Source organism: Deltaproteobacteria bacterium (assembly GCA_016709225.1).
Classification (GTDB): domain Bacteria; phylum Myxococcota_A; class Polyangia; order Nannocystales; family Nannocystaceae; genus Xiheibacterium; species Xiheibacterium phototrophicum.
On sequence record JADJEE010000002.1, the window covers coordinates 783,513 to 808,612 of the forward strand.

Below are 25,100 nucleotides of genomic sequence, written 5' to 3' on the forward strand. Positions count from 1 at the left end.
CGCCAACTCTCGCGAGCAATGAGGATCACGAACGCTTGTTCGCGGATGACGTTGGGCGACGAAGTGCTAGGCTGACGCGCCGCTCGCGAGCTGCGACGCGCACGAGGTGGAGTTCGAATGGCCAGTTCCTTCGTCGTCGATGCAAGCCTTCGCGCCGTGCCGCTCTCACGCTTGTTGGAGGTCCGCGCGGATCTCCACCTGGGCGGGGTGCTCACGCCGACGCCCGCGCCCGGGGGCGAAGACCGACCGGTGCTGGACGGCGATGCGGTCCTCACCGTCGGAACGGCGTATCCGGCCTCCAATCAGCCGTCGAAGCGCTACTACCTGCCGCAGTACCGCGTCGCGACCGACGCGGCCGGCAAGCCGCAGGTGTCGCTGCGGTACCAGCCCAGTGACGGCGAGGTCGGTCGCCTCACGCTCGCGCTGACCTGGACGCCCATGACTGATCCTTCGGCCACGATGGTGGTGATGGACCACGTCGCGCAGCTCACACTGGTCACGCAGATCGCGGTCGACGGTGCGCCCCAACCCCTCGAGCGGACCATCGCGTTGCAGCCGGCGCAGCTGCAGGGTGGCACCCAGGCGGTCTCGACCACCATCTTCACCGACGCCGCCACCTTCGAGTCGGCCTACCTGGCCATGCGCGAGCCATCGCGCCCCTGCACGCTGCGGATCACGCTCGCGGCCGAGGTCGCGATCCGGACCTGGCGGCAGCACGTGATCGCCAAGCCCACGCTCGAGGTCCAGTCCAAGGTCCTGCGCGCGCGCGGGGCCCTCTTCACGGAGTCGGCCAAGAAGGCCGTGGTGGCCGCCGAGGCGAACGAGGAGGTCCGCACGCTCCGCGCCGACGCGGTGCGGGCCACGCTCATGGCCCGCGCCACGGCCTCGCCGACCCTGCTGGTGTCGCCGACCGTGATGGTCCGCGCCCGCGGGGTCGCGCCGGAGCCCGCGCCCGCGCCTGCGCCTGCGCCCGCGGCCCCGTCGGTCGCGGCCGCGACGGCCTCGCCGCTACTGCGCGCCGCCGTGATCGCCCGCGCGCCGATGATCGCCCGGCTGCGCCCGATCGGGCGCGTCGACGATGCCGGGCCGATCGCCATCGACCCCCCGACGGTGCCCGAGCCTCCGCCGCCCATCACACCGCCGCCGCCCATCACACCGCCGCCGCCCATCGCGACGCCGCTACCGATCCAGCTCGCCGCGATGCGGCCGGCCCTGCGCGAGATCAACACCCTGCACGCGATCGACATGCGCGAGGTCGCGGCGCGCAGCGACCTGAAGATCGGCGGGCGAGCGGCGATCCCCTCGCTGGTCGCGCTCGACGAGAAGCGACGACCCGCGCTGGTCGACAGCCGCCTCGAGACCACGGCCTCGCTGCCGTTCCAGTTCGACCCTGCCGCCCCCGGCAACGACGCGGTCTACCTCGACGCAGGGTTCCGCGGCGTCGGCATCCACCTCATTCGGCGCATGGCGTTGGCCGACGCCGCCGGCACGGCCCACGTCGCCTTCCGCGACAGCCTCATGCCGGACGTCGTGTTGATCCCGCCGACCGAGTTCCGCCTCAGCCGCGATGCCACGGCGCCGTTCCTGCCCAGCCTGAGCTTCCTGCCGACGGACTTCGAGATCGCCGAGGGCGACGGTGCCGGTACGACGGTGTTCCGCATGGCGATCGGCTATCGGCTCACACCGTGGATCGACCCCTTGGTCGGCAGGCTCGCGCACGACGCCATGACCCTCGAAGGTCGCACCGCGCAGCTGCAGGCGCTGGTGCCCCGCAGCGCGTCGCTGCGGCTGCAGTCCGACGTCCTGGGCGAGGGCGCGCAGCGCAGCGACGCCCGCATCGATCCGGACACCGGCATCGACGACACGCTCGAGGTCGACGAGGGCGCCTTCACGGCACTGTGGCGGCAGCAGCTCGCACCGCCGGGCGGTGCGGTGATGGGCAATGTCGAGTACGAGCTGTTCGACGGCACGCGGGCGTCGATTCCCGCGCGTCTGTCCCTGCGCGAGCCGTCGTCACGGGTCTTCGACGTCGCATTCGTCGGGGCCATCGACGCCGCCGCCGGCCGCTACCAGGTCTCGATCCGCAACCGCATCGAGAGCCCGGTGATCATCACGTCGCTGCCCGGCCTCCCGCTCGGCGGGGGTGCGATGGCCCACGCGGTCGATCCGGCCAGCCACCAAGGCCAGACCCTCGCACCGCTGCAGACGCGCGCGATCGAGTACCGCGTCGATCCGCCGACGGTCGACGTGCTCGAGCTGGTGCCGGTGGTGATCGGCACGCCCGAGCCCGACGTGCTGCGCCTGTTCTCGCTGCTGACGATCTCGCCCGGGTTCGGCTCGCGCAGCTTCACTCTGCCGGTGCGGGTCGCCGACGGCGTGTTCGCGGTGCGACCCGACCAGGCGCCGCTCACGGGCGTGCTGGTCGAGTTCGACGACGGCGCCCGCGTGACCCTGACACCGTCGCAGCCGCAGGCCGACGTCACCGTCATCGGGCGGCTGCTCGATCGGCTCCAGGGCCTGCCCGACGACGCGCAGCGCTACTTCTTCCGCGTCACCAACCTCCACGCCGACGGCGAGGGTGCTCGCACCGCGTGGAGCGAGCGTCACGGCAGCGGCGTGCTCGAGGTCGGCACCGCTAGCGGCACGATGATGGACTTCTGATGCTGACCCTGCGCCGCGACGCCGAGGGGTTCCTCGACGATACCGATCCGTCCCTGCGCTGGGTCGTGCCCGACGGGCTCGAGCCGATCGTCGACGCCGCCGGCGTGCCGCAGGTCTTCGTCGTGCGCGGCCCCGACGCGGGCGTGCTGACGCTGCGCCTGCGCCCGCGCTGGCCAGGACCAGGCGCTCGCCACCGACAGGCCACCATCGCAGCCTCGCGCGTGCGGCTGGTCGGACTCGCCGCGGGCGTGCGCAGCGATGGTGTGTGGCACGATGGTGGCGTCGACGCCGAGCACCTACTCGGCCGCGCGCTCGCCCTCGATGCCATCGAGCTGGCGATGATCCGACGCCTCGCCGCCAGCGGCGGCGACACCCTCGAGGTCGAGCTCGAGATGGCCTTCGAGGGCCTGCTCCCGCGCCATCCGTGGCTGGTGCGCATCGACGGCGCAGGCCTGCGCGCCCGCCTCGTTGGGCTGCTCGGCGACGCCACGTTCGATCGCAGCGCCTGGAACGACGCGTGGGCAGGGCTCGGCGACGACGCGCTCGTGTGGTGGCCGCTGCGCGCCGACGCGATCCCGGTGCCCCGCGACGAGGCCCGCGTCGCGCTGGCACAGCACTGCTTGCCGCTGGCGACCACTGGCGCCGCAGCGGCCCTGCGCCTGCGCGACGACTTCCCCGAGCGGCTGGCGCTCGATCTCTCGGTGGCCACCGCCGGACGCACCCAGGTCGCGCTGCGGTGGTCGCTGTCGAGCTTCCTCGCGCAGGTCGCCGATCCGACGGTGCACCTGGTCGAGGCCACCATCCCCGATCCATTCCAGGCTGCAGCGATGCACGTGAGCTGCGACGTGCCGCTGGCCGAGGCCGGCGTCCGCAGCATCGACGTCGAGGTCACGACCGGCGGCCCCAGTGGCCGCCTGCGACACGTCTTCGTGGTCGGCGCGCCCACGGCGGTGCGCCTGCCCTTCGTGCGCGAGAGCGCCGCGGCACTCGAGCCGCGCTGGCTCGCACGGGCAACGGTGGTGACCGCGGCCGGACCGACGGTGGTCGAGACCACCCCCCGCGCGACGGGCCTCGTGCTCGACCTCGACGCGGCGTCGCTCGGCATCGTGCCGCTGCGCTTCGTGGCAGACCCGATCGTGTTCACGCGCGTCACGGCGCTCGAGATCGAAATCGGTGCGCGTCGCCTCCAGCTGACCGCCGACGCCCCCGAAGCCTGGGCCGTGGGTCGCACGCCGCCGCCGTCGGTCGCGGTGACGGCCAGCGCCCCCGACGGTCGCCGCCACGCGCTCGGCAACCTCGCGCTCACGCACGACGGACTGCGCATCGGTGCCGCGACCCTCGGCATCGGTGATGACGTGATGGTGGTGTTGACCCCGCCCGCGCAGCTCGAGGGCCGTGCAGCCTACCTCGCAGTGCAGGTCGAGGGCGGGCCGTGGCGAACGCTCGAGCGCGGTGATCGCATCACCTGGGCGCTGCGCCGCGAGGACGCACTCACGCCCCCGCGCCTGCGCTATCGCACCCGCGACGTCCCCCGCGACGCCGACGGCCGCTCGCGTCCGATGCGGGAGTCGGCGTGGATCGAGGCCGTCGGCGAAGCCATCACCGTTGAGCTGCCCACCACGCCATGACGAGGTCGCGATGCTGAAGCTACCGCTGCGTACCCAGGCTGGGCTGCTCGTCGCCGACGACGACGCCGACCCCACGCGTCGCTTCGTGTGTGCCGGTAGCCCGCGCGTCGCCCGTCGCAGCGACGGCCGTGCACGCCTGCGGTTGACGCGATTCATGCTCCCCGACGGGCGCGCCGTCGCCGACGGAACCCGCACGGCCTCGCGACTCGTGCTCGACGCCGAGCTCGAGCCCTCGCCGGAGGCCCTCGCCGCGGCCGGGCTCGCGGGCGCCGAGCGCATGCCGTGGCTCGACGCCGAGCTCGAGCTGCGGGGCCCGCAGTTCGAGCCCGTGTCGGCACCGGCGTCGGTGGTGCGCGGGCAAGCAGGTGTCGGTGTCGAGCTGCCGGCCGCGGCGGCGGCGATCGTGGCGGGCCTGCTGCGTGCGCCGACCAGCGCGTCGCTGCAGCTGTCGTGGCGCGGCCACGTGCGCGCGCGACTGCCCGCGGTCGAGGTCACCGCCAGCGTCGACCTCGCGCAGCTGCAGCGCCGCAGCGTCGGCCCGCTGCTCGGCCGCGGACGCCTGCCCATCGGCACCCGCGTCGTGCTGCAGGCGCTCGTGACGGCGAACCTCCGCATCGACATCCAGCGCGGCGCCGGCCCCGAAGACGACGCCATCGAGGCCGCGCTCCGGGCGTGGGCGATCGATGCCCTGGTCGCGCGGCTCGAGCAAGGCGGCAGCACGCTGGTGCGCGCGACCGCGTCCGACGTGGTCGTGCTCCCGCTCGAGCTGGTCGGTGTGATCGACGACAGCCTGCGCGACGACGAGCGCGGGGGCCTGGTCGAGGAAGTGGTGCTGGACGAGGCCGAGCTCGGCGGTCGACGACGCACATGGGTCCGCACCATGGGTGAGCTCGCGGCCGGCGTGACCCGGGTCGACGTGGAGCTCGACGACGCCGGCAGCGTGCAGCGCGTGGCGTTGGTCGACGACGCTGCGCAGCGTGTGGTGCTCGAGCACGATCGCCTGCGCTGGCGCGCGCGTGTGGTGCCGCAAGGTGGCGGCGACGCGCGGTGGTCGGACTGGTCCGAGGCCGCCATCGGCGGCGACGTGGTCGTGCCCGCGGTGCCGCCGGCTCCGCGCGCGCTCGAGGTGGCGACCGCCGCGTTCGACTTCAAGCAGCGATGGCTCGACGTGCAGCTGCAGGTCCAGGCCGACGGCGCCGAGGACCAGAGCCAGGCCCAGACCCTCGTGCTCGACGCCGGCACCCCGACCGCGCGCGTGAGCCTGCCGGGCATCTCTGCCGGCGCGCCGCTCGAGGTACGAGTGCAGTGCCGCGCGCGCTCGGGCTTCGTGCACGAGCAACGGCTCGAGGCGGTCACCGACGCGCAGCTGGTGGTGCTCGACCCCTACGCGGGTGCCGGCCGACGGCTCGCGTTGGTGCCCACCGGCAGCGGCTGGGCCGAGGTCGCGATGGGCATGGTCGACCTGCGGCTCGTCGATGGCGAGCACGAGGTGCGAGAGACCGTCGGGTTGTCGCGGCTGGAGGATTTCGTGCAGTGGCAAGCGCCGCTCTCGGCCGGCACGCGCGGTACGTTGTCGTGGCGCCGCCACACCAGCTTTCGCGACGGTCGCTTCGAGTCGACGCCGTGGCTGGACACCGAGCTCGATGTCCTGCCGATCGCGCTCGAGGGCACCCCATCGCGCACCGTGCAGCTGCTGCCGATCCACCTCGAGCAAGGCATGGCAGTACGCATCGTGCTGCGCAGCGGCGACCTCACGGTCGAGCTGCAGGGCCGCGATCGGACCCCGCTGTCGGCCGTGCTGCCGCCCGGGCCCTACCGCATGACGCTGTCGTGGACGATGGCCGACGGCGGCACGCGGTCGCTGCCAGAGCAGCAGGTCGATGAGGACGCCGTGGTGATTCCGCGGCCTCCGCTCGCACCGCCGTGAGTCGGTCGCGCCCCGCGTCAGCCACCCGTGAGCCGCGGCGTCGAGCCGCGATCGAGCCTGCTACCATGGCGTGCGATGCCACCGCGCGCCGAGTCCCCGATCATCGCCGCGCTCGTGGTCGGTGCGACGGCATGCAGCGCCCCGACGCCGGGGAGCTCGACCGACGCCAGCTCGTCGAGCACCACCGCGTCGACCAGCTCGGGCTCGCCGGACTCCAGTGGCCGCGAGCCCGGCACCACCACAGCCGATGGCAGCGGCAGTGGCAGTGGCAGCTCGACGACCGCCGCCGACAGCACCGGCGAGGCGCCGGGCACGATCCACATCCGCTTCGCGTTCATCCACGGCGTGCTCGGCTCGGCGGACTCGCAGCTGCACGCCGAGAACGAGGCCGACGATCTCGAGGCCTTCGTGCTCGATCACGCCGACGGCTACGTCGCGGCCTATCAGGACGCGCACCCCGGTCGCGTCATCGCGATCGAGAGCACCCGCGTCAACCTCTACGTCGATGGTGACGGCGCGCTGCTGCGCCCCGGACTCGACGACGTGGCAGATGGCAGCGGGCAGACCACCGCCAACCGCTGGCGACAGCAGCTCGTCACCAAGCTCGACGCCGCGTATCCCGACGGCGTCGGCAACCTCGTGCTCGTCGGTCACAGCACCGGCGCCCGCGTTGCGCTCGAGGTCGCTGCAGATGTCGGCAGCGACGGGCAACCCGGCACCATGCAGTGGGGTTTGCAGGCGCGCATCGCCGGCGTCGTCACGCTGCACGGCATGATCGATCGGCTCGACAACCCCGAGTACGACTTCATCGGGCCGACCGGCTTCGAGACCGGCTGCAAGCTGGCGCAGGCGGACGGCTGGTGCGAGTACGCAGCGCGGATCTCCGCGCGCCCCGCTGCGGCGTGGACCGCCACCCACCGCCGCTGGCTCGCGCTGGTCAGCTGGGCCGACTGCTCGCCGAGCCTGTGGGCCGGTGAGAACGACAAGTCGCTGCCGTTTCGCGCGCAGGCCAGCGCCGCCGCGGTCGGCACGACCATGACACGCGCCGCCGACGGCACGTGGGTGCCCGCGCACGGCGTGCTGTACGGCAACTTCTGTCACTCGGACGTCACCGCCAACGGCTCGCCGGCCCACGGCGATGCCGTGGCCGCATCCATGACCGCGATGCTTCGCTGGGTCTTCGAGACCGCGCCGCGACCGGTCGTGATCGACGAAGACGCGCAGCGCATCGACCTCGCACCGCTCGGCAGCGGTGTGTGGTCGCGCGAGCAAGTGCGCGGCGACGACTGCCCGCCCGAGCTGCACGACGACGGTGCACCCGAGCTGGCGGGCGTGTGTCTGCACGGCGGCGATGCCGATCACGCGCTCGACGGCAACAACGCAACGAGCATCGTCACGCAGGGGGATTGCCGGGCGTCGGCGCGTTGGCAGCACCTGCATGCCGGCGAGCAGCACGGCGCGCGACTGTTCGCGAAGACGCACGCGGTCGCCGACGAACCCGGGCTCATCGCCACGCTCGCAGTCGAGCCGTGACGTCGCGCACCAACGAGGGGACCAACCTCGCGCCGCGCCGCGAACACCGGTAGAGGTGGCGCGCGGGCGTAGTTCGGCGGCGTGAAGACGCGCTCCGACACGGTCGATTCAACCCCGGACAGACATCGAGCCGCACCGGCCTCCCGTCTGTGGCCCGTCGCACGGGCGACGATCGCTGCGCTTGCGCATGCGGGGACCCTGCTCATACGCTCCCACCGATGCCCACGCTCGTGTCCACGTCGCTCGCGTTGTCGCTCGCGTTCAGCCCCTGGTCCGCCGATGCCCCGGTCGTCGCCGGTCCGACCCTGCACCTCGCGGCACCCGACGCCGAGGGCGACAAGAGCTGGGACGACGTCGCGGCCGAGGACGCCGAGGTGCCGCCGCCGACTCCGACCGAGGACGACGAGACGCTCGCCCCGGCCCCCGCGAGCACGCCCGCGCCGGTGCCGACCAAGGCGAACGCGAACGCGAAGCCCGAGTATCGCAAGGGCACCGGGCTCATCGTTGCCGCCAGCATCACCGGCGGCATCGGCTGGGCGCTCGGCCTCACGCGCATGGCCTTCGTGCAGCAGTGCGTCGACGCGGCGAAGTCGGCCGACAGCATCGACACTGGCGCGAGCGCGGGCAGCAAGTGTCTGCTGCGCGCGGGCGCGGGCAACCTCGGGCTGGGCATCCTGCAGTACGGCTTCAACATCGCGACGTGGGGCCTCGCGCCGGCCGCGGGCGCCGTGCGCGGCCGCTGGGACGGCGTCGATCGGGCCTGGAGCGCCAAGGCGCGCCGCAAGGCCGGCGTGTTCATCGGCGTCGGCGCGGGCGTGCTCGCGCTCGGCGTCATCGGCCGCATCACCGCGGCGGTGCTGGTCGGCCGCCCCTTCCGCCACCTCGACCCCACCAACTTCGACGCCGACGCATTCTCGCGTGACTACCGACTGCGCCTCTTCGGTGTGCAGCTGTCGAGCGCCGCGATCGCAGCAGGTGCGGGCTTGCTCGCCTTCGGCGTGGCGCACGGCAAGGCCTACGACGCGCAGTCGAAGTTTCTGAAGCAGGTGCGTGTGGCCCCGGCCTTCAACCTCGACCCGCGCAGCGGCTCGAGCTACGCCGGCGTCGCGCTGAGCGGCCGATTCTAGTCGCGGACGACGGCGCCCGACCCCCGGGCGCCGCAGCCGTGGTCAGCGCTGCGGCGCAGGGCCCATCACCGCGAAGCGCAGTCGCTCGTCGATCGCCCGCATGAGTCGCAGCAGCTCCTGCACGTGCAGGTCGACCGCCGTCGGGTTGCCCATCGACTGGTTGGTGGTCCGCACCAGCGGCACCAGCGTGCGCTCGATGATCGCGATCTGCTGCGCGAGCAGCTCTTCGATGCCCGGCGGCGGCTGGTTGTGGACCATGACCTCGAGCTTCGGTGACGCCAGCACCTGCAGCGATCGATCGAGCCGGTCGAGGTAGCCCGCGAGCACGTCGTCGCGCCCCTGGCTGCGTCCGGGGGTATCGACGGTCGGCGGCCGCGGCACGCCGCCGGCGGTCGCCTTGCTGATGGCGGCTGCGACCGCGGCGATCGACTGCTGCACGCCATAGATGTGCGCGTCGAGATCACCGAGCTTGTTGGCCGCCGCCGATGCGGCGCTCTGCGACGCCGCGGCGGCGCTCTGGGCCGCGGACGCCGCGGCAGTGCCGAGCACCGTCTCGATCGAGCGCAGCCCCTGGGCGAGGTTGGCCAGGCCCGCAGTGACGCGCGCGACCGGGTCTTCATCGGAGCCACCGACCATCTTGAGCCGCTGGAACTCGAGCTTGATGGCGTCCCAGCGCGCGCGCTCGACCTCCGACATGCGCCCGCGGAGCTCGGCGAGCTTGAGTAGATTCTGCTCGGCGCCGATGGTCAGGGTCTGCGACTCGCTGCGGTAGTGGTCGTCGACGAGACGCTCCATCTCGTCGTCGTTCATCGCCGGCACGACCTTCTCGGCCAGCTTGTTCATGTTGCGGTAGCTGCCCTGCAGCTTGAACGGCGGCTCGGTACGGAAGCGGTCGTCCATGGACGCCGACGCGATGTACTGGCGGTTCACGTCGAGCAGGACCTTCTGCACCTTGAACAACCGCTGCAGCACCGCGACGATCTCGGCGATCTCGACCGCCGAGTACGCGCCAGCGAACTCGCTGGCCGGGACCTCCTCGCCGTGGGCGAGCCGCACCAGGCGGTGCAGGTCGGCCGGCTCGCGGGTGGCGAGCGGCGCGAGCACGCGGTTGCTGGTGACCGCGTTCTCGATGTAGCTGAGCGCGAAGAGCTCGTCCTTGCCGTGCAGGATGTCGCCGAGGTTGTAGGTGTCGGCGCGGTTGGCCAGCATGTCGGGGATCTGGAACTTCTCGCCCGACTCGGTGTACGGGTTGCCCGCCATGACCACGCAGAACTTCTTGCCGCGCAGGTCGTAGGTCCGGGTTCGGCCCTTCCACACGCCCTCGATGCGCCGCTGCGCGTCGCACAGCGAGATGAACTTCTGCAGCAGCTCGGGGTTGGTGTGCTGGATGTCGTCGAGGTAGAGCATCACGTTGTTGCCCATCTCGAGACCGAAGTTGATCTTCTCGACCTCCTGACGCGCGGTCGCGTTGGGTGCGTCGGCAGGGTCGATCGACGTCACGCCGTGGCCGAGCGCGGGCCCGTTGACCTTGACGAACGCCAGCCCCAGGCGGCTCGCCACGTACTCCATCAGCGTGGTCTTGCCGTAGCCGGGCGGCGAGATGAGCAGCAGCATGCCCATCAGGTCGGTGCGCTTGCCCTCGCCGGCGGCGCCGAGCTGCTTGGCGAGGTTGTCACCGATGAGCGGCAGGTAGACCTCGTCGATCAGCCGGTTGCGCACGAACGAGGTCAGGACCTTGGGGCGCAGCTCCTCGAGTCGCAGGCGCGAACGCTCGCGGTCGACCAGCTGCTGTCGCTGCTCGCGGTAGCGCAGGTAGGCCGGCACGCGCTCACGACGGAACGCGTCGGTGCGCTCGCTGAACTCGTCGATGCGCAGCTCCAGGCGCCGCGACACGATCCGCGGGTGCTGCCCGAGCAGGTCGGTGACCTCGGCGCTCACGAGGCCCGCCGAGACCTCGCGCTCGACGGCGTCGCCGGTGGCGATCGCGGCGGCGGCCTCGGCGAGCGCCGGCGCGCGACGCTTGACGTCGTCGTCGTCGCTGCGCTCGAGCCAGCCCCGCAGCCACGCCAGCGCGACCACGTATCGCGAGATCGGGTCTTCGGCGAGCGCCTGCAGGTCATCCTCGAGGCCGCGCCGCAGGTTCGCGCCTTCGAGCCGCCGCATCAGCCCGTCGCGCAGGGCGGCCGCGTCCGCGCCGAGCACGAAGCGCGGGCGATCGGCCGCGAGCTCTTCGACGAGGTAGTGGGCCGCCAGCGGCGCGAGCGTGGACGCGAAGGGAGCCGCAGCCGCATCGATCCAAGCGCGTATCGAGCCCGCGATCTCGCCAGCGAGTTCGTCGACGGCCTCGGCCCGCGCGAAGGTGCTGCGCAGGCGCAGCAGGCTGCGCGCGCGCGAGTGCCAACGCCCGCGTCGCGCGTCGTCGCCGTAGCTCCAGTGCAGCAGCGCCAGCGCGCGCACCGGCGCCGAGAAGCGCAGCAAACCGGCGCTGGCGTGCAGCGTCACCAGCTTGCCGAGGATCGCCGCGGCGTCGGCATCGTGGACACCGCGCTCGTAGCCCTCCTGATAGCGATCGGCCGCGTAACGCCGCACCAGCTCGAGCAGCGCATCGGTGCGCAGCGCCTCGGCGAGGCCCGCGACCGAGAGGCCGCCCACGCCACCCTCGGCCTCCGCGAGGATGCTGGCCGCGAGGAACTCGCCGCGGTAGACCGCATCGGTCTCGCTGACCAGCTGCTGTGACCACAGCGGCCGGGTCGCCTCGAACTGCGGGTCGACGATCGGCTCGACGAAGTCGGTGCCAGTGATGCCCAGCGCCATGCCGCCCTCGTGCGGCACCATCGTGAGTTCGAGGGGCTGGGCGTTGACGGTGAAGCGGTGCTTGCCGAGCTTGATGAGGTCGGCGCCGCCCTCGAAGAGATCGAGGCGGTCCCGCAGCGACCGGAGCGCGTCCTGGCGGGTCGACTTGAGGCGCGACTGCACCTCCTCCGACTTGACGGTGTCGCCGAGCTCGGAGATGCGCTCGCCGAGCTCGCGCAGCTTCAGCACCATGCCGTCGGCCGCGAAGAACGAGTTGAGCTCGTCGGCGTTCGAGAAGCTCGAGGCCCGCCGCGACAGCCCCGTGATGATGCGCTCGGCGGCCTGCCACAGGTTCGCGACCCGGCGCTGGCGCTCGTCGACCAGCAGCTGCTTGCGTTGACCGAAGGCCTCGAAGACCTCTTCGCGCTTGCGCGTGAGCTCGCCGATGAACTCGTCGAACTCGGAGAACTTGGCCTCGAGCTCCTCGAGCTGGACCATCAGTCGCGATTGCTGCTCGTCGCAGCGCTCGGGCGTATCGCACAGCGCGATCGCGCTCTGCACCGCCTGGCCGTAGAGCTTGAACTGGGCCGCAAACTCGGCGCGGCCCTCGTGCGAGAGCAGCTCGCGGCGACGGTTCTCGACCACTGCGCGCACGCGATTGCAGTGCGCGAACGACTCGGAGATGCCCTCGAGGATCCTCGTGCGCAGCGTCGGGTCGTCGACCTGCAGGTTGGCCGCGACCTCCGAGAGCACCGCGAGGCCATCGGAAACCTTCGTCACGGCCTCCGCATGGGGCGCGAGTTCGTTGGTCTTCTCGGCGCTGCCGGCCCGCTGCAGCAGATCGTCGAGCTGCTTGGTCACCGGCGCCAGCGCGTCGTCGCGTGCCAGGAAGCGCACGGTGGTCGCCGACAGCTGGTTGAAGGCCTGCACGACCTCGTCTTCGAGCCGCTGCAGCGCCGCCAGATCCATGTAACGCTGCTCGCGCAGCGTGATGAGCGTGCCCCGCTGCGTGCGCAGCTTGGCGAGCGCCTCCATGTACTCGGCGACCTGCGTCCAGCTGTCGGGACGGATCGCGCCGATGATCTCCTGTTGCGTGCGGGTCGCGGTCGCCAGCGCGCTGGCGGCCTGCTTGCGCAGCGCCACCACCTTCTCGAACTCGCCCACGATGAGGTCGGCGGTCTTGCGGATCTCCTGCAGCACCGGCGCCAGCGCGAAGGTCTCGGCGTGCCCGAGCCAGTGGTAGGCGTCGACGATGCGGGTGACGTTGGCGATGAGGTCCTCGTAGACCTGTCGCGATGGCGTCTGCTCGTCGATGAAGCGTCGCACGCTCAGGCAATCCGAGATGCCGCGCACGAGGTCGGCGTTGCCGAGCTTGTGCAGGAAGCCGGTGCCAGCCGGGGTCCGCGCTGCGTACTCGACCGAGACGAACGGCGTCTGCCACACCTGCATCGGGTGGACCTTGGTGGGCTCCTCCGAGACCGCACGCGAGACCACCAGGCGGCCGTCATCGAACAGCGAGAAGCCATTGCAACGGATCGGGGTCTGGATCTCGCGACGGATCAGGTTGTACGGCAGCAGCGCGTAGATGCCCTTGCTGCGCTCGACGAACACGTAGAGCACGTCCTCGCCGTTGGGCGAGCGCAGCATCTTGTAGAACTCGAAGCCGGCGTAGTCGCCGTCGAAGACCTTGTGCTGACCGTCTTGGAGGAAGAAGCCACCGGGGAAGATGATGCCGTGGTCCTCGGGCAGGCTGACGCAGGCCTTGCCGATCGCGTCGATGCGGACCACCCGCTGCGTGCGGGTCGAGAACACCAGGTAGCGGTACGCGTCCTCGCGATACGGTCGCACCTTGATCAGCACCAGCGGGCCGATCTCGGCGTACTCGATGCTGGCGTCGTCGAGGGTCTGCATGGCCTCGTCGACCGGCTCGGCGTAGATGCCCTCGCCGCTCTCGGTGTTGTTCTCGACCTTGACCGTGAGGTCGCCACCAACGGTCTCGACGAAGACCTTGTCGCGGATCGAGACGTGGGGATGCACGCCCTCGCGACGGTCCTCGCGGGTGGTCGCGCGCCACTCGAAGTCGTGCGACGGCGGGAACGTGAAGTCGCGCTCGCCACGGTTGTCGACGTAGGTCGGCTCGCCCTTGGCGTCGAGCGCCCAGCGGAACACGCGGATGTCCCCGACGTCGGCGCCGATCTGGAACACCGCCAGGAACTGCGTCTCGTTGCGCGAGAACTGCAGGAGCCGCGCGTTCTTGTAGAAGCGGTACAGCTCGCGGAACTGGTCCGCGAAGCTGGGCTCGACCAGGAACGCGGGGCCACCATCGCCGAGCGCAACGGCGGTGAGATCGAGGCCGTCTTCGTTGGTGTCCCAGCGCTGCAGGCTGAACACGTCCTCGACCGCGGTCTCGGTCCGCAGGCCGATGAAGACGTTGTAGCCGAACAGCAGGCGCCCGCCGATCTGCACGATGTCGCGCGGGACGCAGTTGTTCTCGGTGCGGACGCGGCACTGTCCGATCACCGTCATCTCGGTGCCGCCGAACGCGGCGATGCGCGCCGCGTTCAGCTGCTCGGCGCGGGCGCCGAGGTCCTTGCCCTGGGTGACCAGGCGCGCGCGGATGACCTCGTAGGAGCCCCCTTCGAGATCGCGCGCCGAGGTCTCGCTGCCCTCGGCGGCCTCGGCCGGGGCGGTCGCGTTGGTGTCGGCCATGATCGATGTCGCGGCTTCTCGCCGGGCGCGCTAGAGGCCCAGCTCCTTGGCGCGGGCGACCAGGGCCTGCAGCTTGCCGCGCTCGCCCTCGCCGGCGGCGCCGAGCAGCTGCGTGAGGATCGCGGTGACGCTGAGGTTCTTCAGCGCCTCGGTGTCGATCGCCGGCCGCGAGAGGATGGCCTTCATGTCGTCGGTGAAGCTCTCGCTGCCGTCGAGGTAGCCCCCCACCAGCTTGCGCGCGGTGTCGCTGTTGTCGACCACCCCGTCGAGCGCCTGGCCCAGCGAGACCGCGTGCACGAAGCGGTCGAAGAACTGACCGTCGCCGCCGACGATGTTGATCTTCGCGGTGCCCATCGCCGCCGACATGACCTCGGCCTGCGCGTGGGCGATGTCCTTGCGCGCGGAGATCTGTGCCAACGCGACCTGCATCTGCCGATCGAGTCGCAGCCGGTACTCCTCGTGCGCCCGGGTGGCGTCGTCGAGGTGCTTCATGGCCTCGGCCTTCTCGGTGAGACCGGCGGCCTCGCCCAGCAGCGACTCGCGGATCTCGGCGGCCTTGGCGGTCGCCATCTTCTCGGTCGCGGCCGCGTCGGCCTCCTTGCCGGCGGCCTCGGCCAGCAGCATCTGGCGCCGCGCGTTGGCCTCGGCGTTGCCGGTCTTCTCGGTCGCAGCGGCCTGGGCCTCGCGCACCTTCACCTCGGCCAGGCCTTGGCTCTCGCGGCCGCGGGCCTCGGATTCCATCTTCTGCAGCAGTACGCGGGCCTCGGCGCCGCCGAGCTTCTCGATCGCCGCGGCGTCGGCCTCCTTGACCTTCACCTCGGCGAGGCCCGGCGCAGCGGCCTCGGCCTGCGTGCCCTCGGCCATGCGCATCTTGGCGCGCGCGACCCGGTCGGAGGCCTCGAGGTCGGCGTCGGCGAGCAACAGGCGCTGCTTCGCCTCGAACTTGGCCGACTCCTCACCCGCCTGCGCGGCCTTGATCTGCTTGACCAGCTCCTGCTCGGCCTGGGCCTCAGCCTCGATGATCTTCGCGTCCTTGGCCCGCCTCGCGGCCGCCAGCACGCGCAGATCCTTGATGCGCTCCTCCTCCTCGGCGACGGTCTTGTCGACCGCGACGCGGCCGCGGATGACGTCGGCGATCTCCTTCTTCTGGACCTCGAGCGCCTTCTCCTTCTCGATGCGCTTGAGCTCGGTCTCGCGCTCACGGCCGATGGCCTCGAGCTGCTGGTCCTTGACCACGCGCTCCTGCTCGACCAGCACCACGCGCTCGCGGTTCTTGACCGCAACCTCGATCTGGCGGCGCTTGTTCTCCTCGTTGACCCCCAGCTCTTCGTCGACCTTGATGCGGGCGAGCTCGGCCTTCTTGCGCTCCTCGGCAATGATGCGCGCGGCCTCGGCCTCCTCGCGGGCCTTCACGCTGGCGATCTCGCGCTGCTGCTTGTACGCGGCGTCGGCCTGCTGGCGATCGAGCTCCATGGTCGCCTCGGCGGTCTCGGTGTTCTTCTTCTTGATCTTCTTCTCTTCCTCGCGCCGCAGGTCGTTGGTGAGGATGTTCTGCTCCGCGGTGATCTGCGTGATCTTGCGGATGCCGTGGGCATCGAGGATGTTGTGCGGGTCGAGGTTCGACAGCGGGGTCTGCTCGAGGTAGTCGATCGCGCAGTCGTCGAGCACGTAGCCGTTCAAGTCCTGGCCGATGACGGTGAGTATCTGGTCCTTGAACTCGTGGCGCTTGGTGTAGAGCTCCTCGAAGTCGAGCCGCTTGCCGACGGTCTTCAGCGCCTCGGAGAACTTGGCCGAGAACAAGGTCTCGAGCGTCTCGGGGTCGCTGGCGCGCACGCAGCCGATGGTCTGGGCGACCTTGAGGACGTCCTCGACGGTCTTGTTGACCCGCACGAAGAAGGTGACCTTGATGTCCGCGCGGATGTTGTCGGCGCAGATCAGGCCGTCCTTGCCGGTTCGCGCGATCTCGATGGTCTTGACCGAGATGTCCATGACCTCGGCACGGTTGATGACAGGCACCACCGTGCGGCCCGTGAAGGTCACGATGGGTTCCTTGCCCATCGTGTTCACGATCAGCGCCTTGCCCTGATCCACCTGGCGGTAGAACTTGGCGATGAGCGCGACGAGGAACACCAGGAAGATGACCCCGACGCCGATGGCGACGAGGACCGTCACGAGTGGGAGATCTGGCATCGTTTCTTTCGACCTTCTTGCGGCGCGATGGGCGTTTCGGGGGGCAGACGTCGCGGGAACGCGGGCTCTCTAGGAACGTGGGGCCGGGCCGCCGTCGGGCGACACCAGATCGCCCAGCGCGGTGACCTCGTAGACCTCGCGGGCCTCGTCGTACGAGACCACCAGGGCACGGGCACCGCGGGCGAGTTCGTTGGGTGGATCGCAGCGCACCTGCACGATCAGGCCGGCGCCGCCGTCCTCCGCCCGCGCCGCACCGAAGCCGGCGTCGACGCGGCTGGTGTCGATCGTGACGACCTTGCCGACCAGACCGGAGCGCCGCGCCGCAGAGTGGGTGTGGAACACCGGCGCAAGCGGGCGAATCGCCACCGCGGTCAGCAGCACGGCGACCACGAACACCGCGACCAGCACCAACGTCTCGAGCAGCCAGTTGCGGGTATCGCCGAGCAGGTAGTAGGTCGAGAGCTCCGACAGCAGGAAACCGAAGAAGAAGATCAGCGACACCACGATGGTGGTCGGCACCGCGTCGAGCCGCAGCGCGCCCAGCAGCGTGCCGAGGAAGCCGTGCGAGTGGCCGTCGTGGCCGTCGCCGCCGCCGTCGCCGTGGCCGACGTCGCCGTGGCCGATGTCGCCGTGGCCGATGTCACCCCCGTGTCCGCCGTCGCCGAAATCGAGTGAGTCCAGGCCCAACGCGCCGAGGATGACGAGCACCCAATAGACCAGCGCAATGCCGAGCAGCACCGTGAAGACCACGGTCGGGAAGCTCAGGCTGGCGGCGAAGAACTCATCCATGGCGGTGGAATCCGAACGACACCGTGCCGACCCCGCGGGCTCGGGGGATCGCAAGGCTGCCATAGGGCAGCGGCTCCCGTCGAGGCCCCGCGGACGCGAGCGTCGATCGTCGATGGCCGGTTGCGTCGCGAGGGTCGTCGCAGGGCGACGCCACCCGAACGCATGTGCCGTGCCTGCCTACCCGGTCGATGGCGGCAGTATTTCGCGCCCGCGTCGGTGGACGTTCGTCGCAGCGACGGTGCGCCGGGTTGCCGACGGCATGGCTTGATCCCGCTCGCAACATGCGATGAAGGAGGTGCCCAGCGACGCGGTTGGTTCCATGCAGATCACCGGCCCCGGTGCTTCGCGGAGCGCGTCGGGAGACCTCGACGCAGCCGCGAGGAATCGCGCACAATGTCGCGGCCTGGTCCATCGTCCCCCAGTGCCCCGCGGTCGCGCCACGCCCCGCGTCACGAGCGAAGCGCCGCGGGCGGGCGCGCGGCGGCGCGTGGCCCCGTGGGCCCGTGGCGGCACGATGGCATGCGCGCTCGCGATGGCATGCGCGCTCGCGATGGCATGCGGGACGACGTCGGGCCGCAGCACCGGCGCGGCCGATCGCTCCGTCGCGCCCGGGTCCGCCGGTGCGGGCGCGGACCGAGACCGCGAGCGCACTGCGTGGCGCTACGAAGTCGCGCTCGAGCCCGGGGCCCGCGGCATGGCGGTGCGCATGTGCTTCGACGGCCCCGCCCCAGCCGCGCTGCGCACGATCGTCGACGAGGCCGGCGTCGGATGGGACGGCCTGTCGGTGGATGCTCCGATGCCGCGCCCGTTGACGCTCGCGCGTGGCCGCGTCGAGCTCGGCACGCTGCCGCAGGATGCGTGCGTGCGATGGCACGTCGATCTCGCGGGCGTGTCCGCGGGCGCGGGCAGCCGCAGCGCGACCGTGCTGGGCGACAGCGTGTTGCTCAAGCAGTCGCTGTGGCTGCTGTGGCCCACCGACGCGTCGTCCGACGTCACCCCGACCGTCGCGCTCGAGCTGCCGCCGGGCGTGCGGGCCTCGGTGCCGTGGACCCTCGTCGACGGCGAGCGCGACGCTCGACGCAGCCGCTATCGCATCGACGCCACGGTCTCGCGATGGACCGGCTACACCGCCTTCGGCGCGCTCGACCTCGATCGGTTCGAGCGCAACGGCGCGGCCATCGAGATCGCGAGGCTCGATCACCCCATCGCCTGTGATCGCGAGGGCGTGCGCGCGTGGATCACCGACGCGGTCGACGGCGCCTCGATGCTCTACGGCCACTACCCCCGTGAGCACCTGCAGGTCGTGGTGGTGCCGATCGCCGGCGGCGACGGTGCGGTCGAATTCGGCGCGGCCGCGCGCGGTGGCGGTGCCGGGGTGTTCTTGCTGCTCGACGATCATGCCGATGCTGCGCGCCTGCCCGGCGGCTGGACCACGGTGCACGAGCTGCTGCACCACGGCATGCCGTTCGTGAAGGACCCTTGGATGGGCGAGGGCTTCGTCTCCTACTACACCGAGGTCATGCGCACGCGGCAGGGTCACCGCAGCGAGCGCGAGGGCTGGCAGGAGCTCTACGATGCGTTCGAGCGCGGGCGCCGAGGTGCCCGCGGACGCACGCTCGCCCGCGACAGCGCGGCCATGCACGAGCAACACGCCTACCAGCGGGTCTACTGGGGCGGCGCCGCGATCGCGTTCGAGCTCGACGTCGCGCTGCGCCTGGCGCACCCCGATCGCGACGGTCTCGACGACGCCATGAAGCAGCTGCGCCGCTGCTGCGGCGACAGCGTGTTCCAGTTCGGCGCCGACGCGCTACTCACCCGGCTCGACCGCTGGTATGGCGAGCCGATCTTCACGCAGACCGCCGCGCGAGCGCTGGCGGTGCCCGACTTCGTCGACACCGACGCCGTGTTTGCGCAGCTGGGCATCACGATCGCCGACGGCAAGGTCGTGCTCGACGATGGCCACCGGGCTGCGGCCCTCCGCCGCGCCATCATGGCGCCCCGCAAGCAACCCTAGCGGCCCCAAAGTGCGCTACACCGCAGACCCGAGCCCCTTGCAAGACCGACGCAACATCGCCCTCACGCTCGCCGGCGGCGGCAACCGGGCGTTCTATCAACTCGGCTTGCTGCATCGCTGGGGCGAGCGCCTGCTGCCACGGCTGGGTGCGCTCGCGGCGTGTAGCGCGGGCGCGTGCGTGGCCGTGCTGTGGCTCAGCGGGCGCGAGGTACCGACGCGCTCGTTCTGGCGAGCGCGCCGCAACCACGTGACGCGCAACCTCGAGTGGACGCGCCTGCTGCAGGGCAAGTCGCCGGCGCCGCATGGCGAGATCTATCGCGACACGCTGCTGTGCGCGGCCGCCGAGGGCGGGCTCGAGCGCGTGCGCGCGCTGCCGTTCCCGCTGTGGGTGCTGACCGCCGCGTTCCCCCGCATGGTCCCGGCACCGGTCGGCGCGGCGGTGGGTCTGGCAGCGTACAACCTCGAGAAGCGCATGCGCCCGGGCATGGTCCACCCCAGCTTCGGCCGTCGCATCGGCTTCCAAGCCATGCCGTTCGACGCGCGCAGCTGCGAGAGCCCCGATGACCTCGCGGATCTGGTGATCGCGTCGTCGTCGACGCCACCGTTCACCCCGATCGGCCGCTTCCGCGGGCACGCGCTGCTCGACGGCGGCCTCATCGACAACGTACCCGCCGACGTCGCCGAGACCGATGCGGGCATCCGCGCCAACCTGGTGCTGCTCACCCGGCCCTACCCGCGCAACGTGCTCGGCGAGCGCCCGGGCGAGCACGGCCCGCGGCTGTACGTCGCGCCCAGCCACGACGTGCCGGTCGAGCGCTGGGACTACACGCGACCAGATCGCATCGACGCGACCGTCGAGATGGGCGAGCGCGAGGCCGAGCTCCACGAGGCCGCGCTGCGACGGCTGCTCGCGATCTAGTACCTCGACACAGGGATTGTGATGGGTCAGAACGCCGTCATGGCCGCGACTCCGCGGTGTTGTGGCCCGTCACAATCCCTGTGTCGAGGTACTGGCAGGGTGCGCTCCGACCAGCGCTAACGGAACTTGGCGGTGACGTCGGTCGGCAGCAGCTCAGGCGTGCGCTCGCCGAGCTGCCCCTGTGCGCCACGCCCCCAGCACCACAGCGCGCCGAGCTTCGTCAGTGCGCAGGCGTGATGGTTGCCGGCGGTGACCACGGTCGCGTCGGGCACGAGGAACGTGCTCCAGCGGCGCCCGGCCGCCGGCGTGTCGCGGTTCCAGCTCGAGCAGCGGATCTCGGCGGTGCCGAAGCTGCCGCACACCCCCGCGACATGGGTCGTCTGCGGCATGAAGCCCTCGTCGAGCGGGGTGCCCTCGAAGTGATCACCGCTGCAGCGCAGGGCGCCGCGGTAGATCACGCAGCCGCGGCCAGTGCCGACCAGGCCCGCGATCTCGTCGCCGTCGTTGTCGCGCTCGAGCACGGCGCCGCGCGGGTCGTAGTGGCGGACCTTGCCGTCGCCGGCATGCACGATGACGGCGTCGCCGTCGAACGCGATCGCCTTGGCGCCGATCAGCCCGTTCAGCTCCGCGGTGAACGGCCCCTTGGTGTCGCGGCCCCAGCACCGCACGCGCCCCTGCGCCAGCTTGGCGCACGCGACCTCGTCGCGCACCGCGAGCGCGGTCGCGTCGTGGATGTCGTCCACACGGGCGACCACCGGCGCGTCGCCGGCGACCGCCGGCGCGCGCCAGCACTCCACCGCACCGGCGTGGGTGCGGGCGCAGGCCTGGCCGTCGGCGACCGCGAGCTCGTCGACGACATCACCGACCGGGATCGCGCGCGGCTGTTCGGCGTCGCCGATGATGCGCCCCGCACAGTGCACGCGGCCGGTGCTCGACGCCGCGCAGGTCGAGTCGCCGCCGGCGGCGACCTTGGTGATCGCCACCGCCGGCGGAATCGCGGCCCGCTCGACCGGCGCCGCAGCAGGTCGCGTCGCGCTGGCTTGCACCGCCGCGGGCACGGGGTCGCGCCCGCAGGCGATCGCGAACACGAGGCACACAGGGGTCCAGCGCGCAGCCGCCATCTCGTGCGGGAGGTTAGCGCGAAGCCGCGGCCGACAGGCGTGCGAGCGCTCGCCGAGCACGCTGGCGGTCGCGGACGATCCACGCGATGCCCCCGGCGAGGGCCGCGACGCCGGCCCCCAGCAGCGTCGCGCCGACGATCACCAGCGTGCGACCGGTCTTCAGACGCGAGCGCACCTCACCGAAGGTGTCACCGTGCGGTGCAGCGTCGCGCGCCTCGAGCCCGGATGCCAACACCGCGGCGCCCGACGCAGCCGCGAGCGCGCCGGCGCCGAGCGTGAACACGGCGATCGGCCGAGCCGGGGGCACGCGGCGCATCGGCGTGGGCATCGTCTCGGACCCGACGAGGTTCGCCACGCACGGCGCCGGCACACCGCCGGGCGTCCGCACTCCGGGGCCGGCCATCAGCAGCAACGAGAGCAGCCATGGGATCGCGTGCGCCAAGGGTGTGCTGCGGCGCCGACGGGCGAGCCGCGTGCGCGACAGGATAGCCCCGCCGAGCCGCACGCGACCATCAGAAGTAGCAGGAGCGGCACACGCCCGTTGCGCTGCCCCGCTCGCGGGCACAGTGCTCCTCGGCGCTGCAGTTCTCGTCGCTGACGCAGCCCGGCACGCAGCGCTGATCGCCGCCGCAGAACTGGCCGGCCCCGCAGTCGCCGAAGAAGCACGGCGTCGCGCCGGTCCGTGAGGGCTCGACACAGCCCGGCGCGGCCGCGTGGAGCTCGTGACCACCGCACGACTCGCAGCGACCGAGCGCCGCGGTGCCCTCGCGCACGCAGATGTCGCGCGGCCCGCAGTTCGTGTCGCTCGTGCAGCCGGGACGACACTCGCGCAGCGTGGTCTCGTCGCAATACAGCCCGGGTCCGCAGGGGTTCGCGAAGCACTCGGTGATGCCGGTGCGCGCGCGGCCCGGGCAGGACGCGGGCTCGGTGGCAGGCGCGGGTCCAGACGCGGCGACCTCACCAGCGTGCCCGTGCACGCCGCAGCTCGGCTCGAGGTGCAGTGAGCACGCAGGCAGTCCCAGCACCAGCACCAGGCGCAGCGTCATCCACGATCGCATCGGCGCGCACGCTACCGCCCGCGCGCTCGCACGTATTCCCCATGCGGCGTCAGTCGCCATCGTCCACGGGCGCCACGCGATCGCCCTCGGCGGTGAACGTCAGACGGCGCTCGAGCAACGACTCGCTGTTCATGGAGCGGTCCACGCTGACGGTCAGGGTGCCGTCGTCGCGCCCGTCGATCAGGCGGAAGCTCGCGCGGTGCGAGATGGGCTGCCGCGGCGCGACGAACCCCGACCACGCGGGCTCGCCGTCGACCAGCACGAAGCCGTCGACGATGATGTCGACCGCGAGCTTGTCCATCTCCTCGATGCCGACGGCGTGCAGGTCGACCACGAGCTCGACCTCGCGCTGCGGACGGGCACGGTAGCCGATGTCCACCTGCACCTTGCCGGTGTCATCGGCGATCTGCTCCGACGCCAGCGCCACCGGTGCGGTGGTGCCAGCATCCTTCGGATGGCAGGCGATCACACCCGCCACGGTGAGCGCCCACGCCACGCGACGAGCTTGCATGGCCGAAAGTACACGCGTCCGTGGGGCCGAACGCAACCGGCACACCTGGGGCCGGCGCGATTTTTCGCGGGGCCGACCCGGAAGCACGCGGGTGGCTGGTGTCTGTTGCGACGTGGACGACACCCGCACCACGCCACGCGACGCGAGCCCGCTGTTCTCGCCGCAGCCGTTCCCGCCCGGTCTGATCGGACAGCGCCGCCTCGAGTCCACGTTGTTCGATCTCCGCGCCTTCGAGGATGCGCGGCGCCACGGTGGCGGACCGGATGCGATGGTCCATCGGCCACGCGAGCCGTCGGCGGGCTCCGGCCTCATCGACATCAAGACGCTGATCGGCGCCACCGCCCGCGGCGCATCCGCGGCAGCGGTACCCGCGGTCGTGCTGCCGGTGCGCGGCCTGGTGGACACCGCGAGGCCCCACGTGTCGCTGCCCCGCGCGATGCCGGCCGCGGCTGCGCGCACGCGGGCGTGGCTCGCAGTCGCCTGTGTCGCGCTGTTCACCACCGCTGTCGCGCTCGCGGTCGCCGTGCTCGCCTGAGCCCGCGCTGGCGTCGGGCGATCGCCCGACGCCGATGCGCGCGGATGATCGGGTGGCGAGGGCCACGCCATCGGCAGGGAACGCTGCAGAGCGCTGACGCGCGCGTAGTCGAAATGACCGCCACATCAACCTCCACGGGTCGTCGTGCGAGGATTCGCGTCGCCGCTGCCCCCCTGCCGTCGGGGGTTTGTGGCACCTTGGATTGCGGGGGGCCCGATCTCGATCGGGCGGCGAGCAAATGACGGCATCAGGCATGATTCGCGGCGCGATCGCGACGTTGACGGTCGCGGCCTGTCACAACCAAGCGCCGCCGGCGGCCAGCGAGGCGGGCAGCGGCGAGGCGGGCATCGTGCTGGACGGCACCAGCGTCGACGACGGCGACGACGCGCACGAGGCCGACTCCGGCGACAAGCTCGATGTCGGCACCGGCAACGCCACGGAGTCCGGCGGCGACTGCATGGGCGGCGGCGGTGCCGTGGGCGAGAACACCTTCAGCATCATCTGGATCGCCAACACGCCCGAGGGCACGGTGTCGAAGATCGACACCGCGACTGGCACCGAGCTCGGGCGCTACTACACCGGCCCGACCGACGGCGACGACGACCCCTCGCGCACGTCGGTCAACCTCGAGGGCGACGCGGCGGTCTCGAACCGCGGCGGCGGCATCGTCAAGTTCGCCTCCGCCGACGCCCGCTGCATCGACCGCAACGCCAACGGCATGATCGAGACGTCGACCGGCGCCGGCAACGTGCTGCCGTTCGGCGACGACGAGTGCATGCTGTGGCACAAGCCCACGCCGGTGGACGGCAACAACCACCACGGGCCGCGCCCGACCGCGTGGGACGCCGGCGCCGCCAACGATCCCTGCCAGACCCAAGACGATCGCCTGTGGGTCGGGTGGTGGGACTACGACAACAACATCGGCCACTTCGAGCGGCTCGACGGCGGCAACGGCGACACCCTCGACGTGGTCGAGGTGATCGACTGGGACACCCAGGGCGACACCGACTGGGGCCCCTACGGCGGAGCCGTCAATGCCGACGGCGATCTCTGGACCAGCGGTCGCGGCCCCGGGCCGCTAGTGTTCATCGACGGCGACACGCTGGTCTACGACCGCTGGGAGACCCCGCCCGATACCAGCCCGTACGGCATCACCGCCGACGCCAACGGTCACCCGTGGATGGGCGACTGGAACGGCGGGCTGCTGCACTTCGATCCCAACACCGAGACCTGGGACATCATCGACACGCCGAACACCAGTCGCGGCCGCGGCATCATGATCGACCGCAACGGCTTCGCGTGGATGGCCAGCAACAACCCCTGCGCACTGGTGAAGGCCGACACCGCCACGCGCACGCTCATCCGCGACGACATCGCGCTGCCCGGCTGCGGCACGCCGGTCGGCATCAGCATCGACGCCGAGGGTTTCGTGTGGGTGCCCGATCAGGACGCGAGCGTCGCGTTCAAGGTCCACCCCGAGAGCTACGCCACCACCACCGTGACCGGCCTCGTGCAGCCCTACACCTACTCGGACATGACCGGCGCCGGCCTCGGGCTGGTGGTCAATCCACCCGCCGGTTGAGCG

General features: G+C 71.6%; 16 protein-coding genes. 9 read left to right on the forward strand and 7 right to left on the reverse strand.

Annotated features, from left to right (window positions below):
• Nucleotides 1-156 precede the first annotated feature (156 nt).
• The 5 genes from IPH07_17445 to IPH07_17465 all read left to right on the forward strand — a co-directional run bounded on the left by IPH07_17445 (nucleotide 157) and on the right by IPH07_17465 (nucleotide 8,876).
• Nucleotides 157-2,661: a hypothetical protein gene (locus IPH07_17445; GenBank protein ID MBK6919183.1), complete on the forward strand. Its 2,505-nt coding sequence runs from the start codon at nucleotides 157-159 to the stop codon at nucleotides 2,659-2,661.
• On the forward strand, nucleotides 2,661-4,289 hold the full coding sequence (locus tag IPH07_17450; protein ID MBK6919184.1) for a hypothetical protein: 1,629 nt from the start codon (nucleotides 2,661-2,663) through the stop codon (nucleotides 4,287-4,289). The genes IPH07_17445 and IPH07_17450 overlap by 1 nt, the downstream gene beginning before the upstream one ends.
• A 10-nt stretch (nucleotides 4,290-4,299) precedes the next feature.
• Nucleotides 4,300-6,216 carry a hypothetical protein gene (locus IPH07_17455; protein ID MBK6919185.1) on the forward strand — a complete coding sequence of 639 codons (1,917 nt, stop codon included), beginning with the start codon at nucleotides 4,300-4,302 and terminating at the stop codon, nucleotides 6,214-6,216.
• Nucleotides 6,217-6,291: 75 nt separating this feature from the next.
• Complete coding sequence (locus tag IPH07_17460) at nucleotides 6,292-7,749, forward strand: hypothetical protein (GenBank protein MBK6919186.1); 1,458 nt, start codon at nucleotides 6,292-6,294, stop codon at nucleotides 7,747-7,749.
• Between the two features lie 218 nt (nucleotides 7,750-7,967).
• A complete protein-coding gene (locus tag IPH07_17465) occupies nucleotides 7,968-8,876 on the forward strand; it encodes a hypothetical protein (protein ID MBK6919187.1) in 909 nt (302 codons plus the stop codon).
• A gap of 42 nt (nucleotides 8,877-8,918) precedes the next feature.
• On the opposite strand, the gene IPH07_17470 is transcribed toward IPH07_17465, so the two are convergent.
• The 3 genes from IPH07_17470 to IPH07_17480 form a co-directional block, all read right to left on the reverse strand.
• Nucleotides 8,919-14,378 (reverse strand): DNA repair ATPase, encoded by a 5,460-nt coding sequence (locus tag IPH07_17470; protein ID MBK6919188.1) that lies wholly within the window; start codon nucleotides 14,376-14,378, stop codon nucleotides 8,919-8,921.
• 30 nt (nucleotides 14,379-14,408) lie between these two features.
• Complete coding sequence (locus tag IPH07_17475; protein ID MBK6919189.1) at nucleotides 14,409-16,568, reverse strand: hypothetical protein; 2,160 nt, start codon at nucleotides 16,566-16,568, stop codon at nucleotides 14,409-14,411.
• Nucleotides 16,569-16,637: 69 nt separating this feature from the next.
• Complete coding sequence (locus IPH07_17480; protein MBK6919190.1) at nucleotides 16,638-17,357, reverse strand: hypothetical protein; 720 nt, start codon at nucleotides 17,355-17,357, stop codon at nucleotides 16,638-16,640.
• A 514-nt stretch (nucleotides 17,358-17,871) separates the two neighbouring features.
• Between IPH07_17480 and IPH07_17485 the strand changes: the two genes are divergently transcribed.
• Entirely contained in the window at nucleotides 17,872-19,371 is a 1,500-nt protein-coding gene (locus tag IPH07_17485) for a hypothetical protein (GenBank protein MBK6919191.1), read from the forward strand.
• Between the two features lie 37 nt (nucleotides 19,372-19,408).
• Nucleotides 19,409-20,290 carry a patatin-like phospholipase family protein gene (locus IPH07_17490; protein ID MBK6919192.1) on the forward strand — a complete coding sequence of 294 codons (882 nt, stop codon included), beginning with the start codon at nucleotides 19,409-19,411 and terminating at the stop codon, nucleotides 20,288-20,290.
• 116 nt (nucleotides 20,291-20,406) lie between these two features.
• Here IPH07_17490 and IPH07_17495 read toward each other — a convergent pair whose 3' ends face one another.
• The 4 genes from IPH07_17495 to IPH07_17510 form a co-directional block, all read right to left on the reverse strand.
• Complete coding sequence (locus IPH07_17495) at nucleotides 20,407-21,411, reverse strand: hypothetical protein (protein ID MBK6919193.1); 1,005 nt, start codon at nucleotides 21,409-21,411, stop codon at nucleotides 20,407-20,409.
• Between the two features lie 13 nt (nucleotides 21,412-21,424).
• A complete protein-coding gene (locus IPH07_17500) occupies nucleotides 21,425-21,853 on the reverse strand; it encodes a hypothetical protein (GenBank protein MBK6919194.1) in 429 nt (142 codons plus the stop codon).
• 70 nt (nucleotides 21,854-21,923) lie between these two features.
• On the reverse strand, nucleotides 21,924-22,469 hold the full coding sequence (locus tag IPH07_17505) for a hypothetical protein (protein MBK6919195.1): 546 nt from the start codon (nucleotides 22,467-22,469) through the stop codon (nucleotides 21,924-21,926).
• A 49-nt stretch (nucleotides 22,470-22,518) separates the two neighbouring features.
• Nucleotides 22,519-22,980 (reverse strand): hypothetical protein, encoded by a 462-nt coding sequence (locus tag IPH07_17510; GenBank protein MBK6919196.1) that lies wholly within the window; start codon nucleotides 22,978-22,980, stop codon nucleotides 22,519-22,521.
• 112 nt (nucleotides 22,981-23,092) lie between these two features.
• Between IPH07_17510 and IPH07_17515 the strand changes: the two genes are divergently transcribed.
• Together IPH07_17515 and IPH07_17520 are read left to right on the forward strand one after the other, a co-directional pair.
• Nucleotides 23,093-23,515, forward strand: a complete 423-nt coding sequence (locus IPH07_17515) for a hypothetical protein (GenBank protein ID MBK6919197.1) — start codon at nucleotides 23,093-23,095, stop codon at nucleotides 23,513-23,515.
• 253 nt (nucleotides 23,516-23,768) lie between these two features.
• A complete protein-coding gene (locus IPH07_17520) occupies nucleotides 23,769-25,097 on the forward strand; it encodes a hypothetical protein (protein MBK6919198.1) in 1,329 nt (442 codons plus the stop codon).
• Nucleotides 25,098-25,100: the final 3 nt, after the last annotated feature.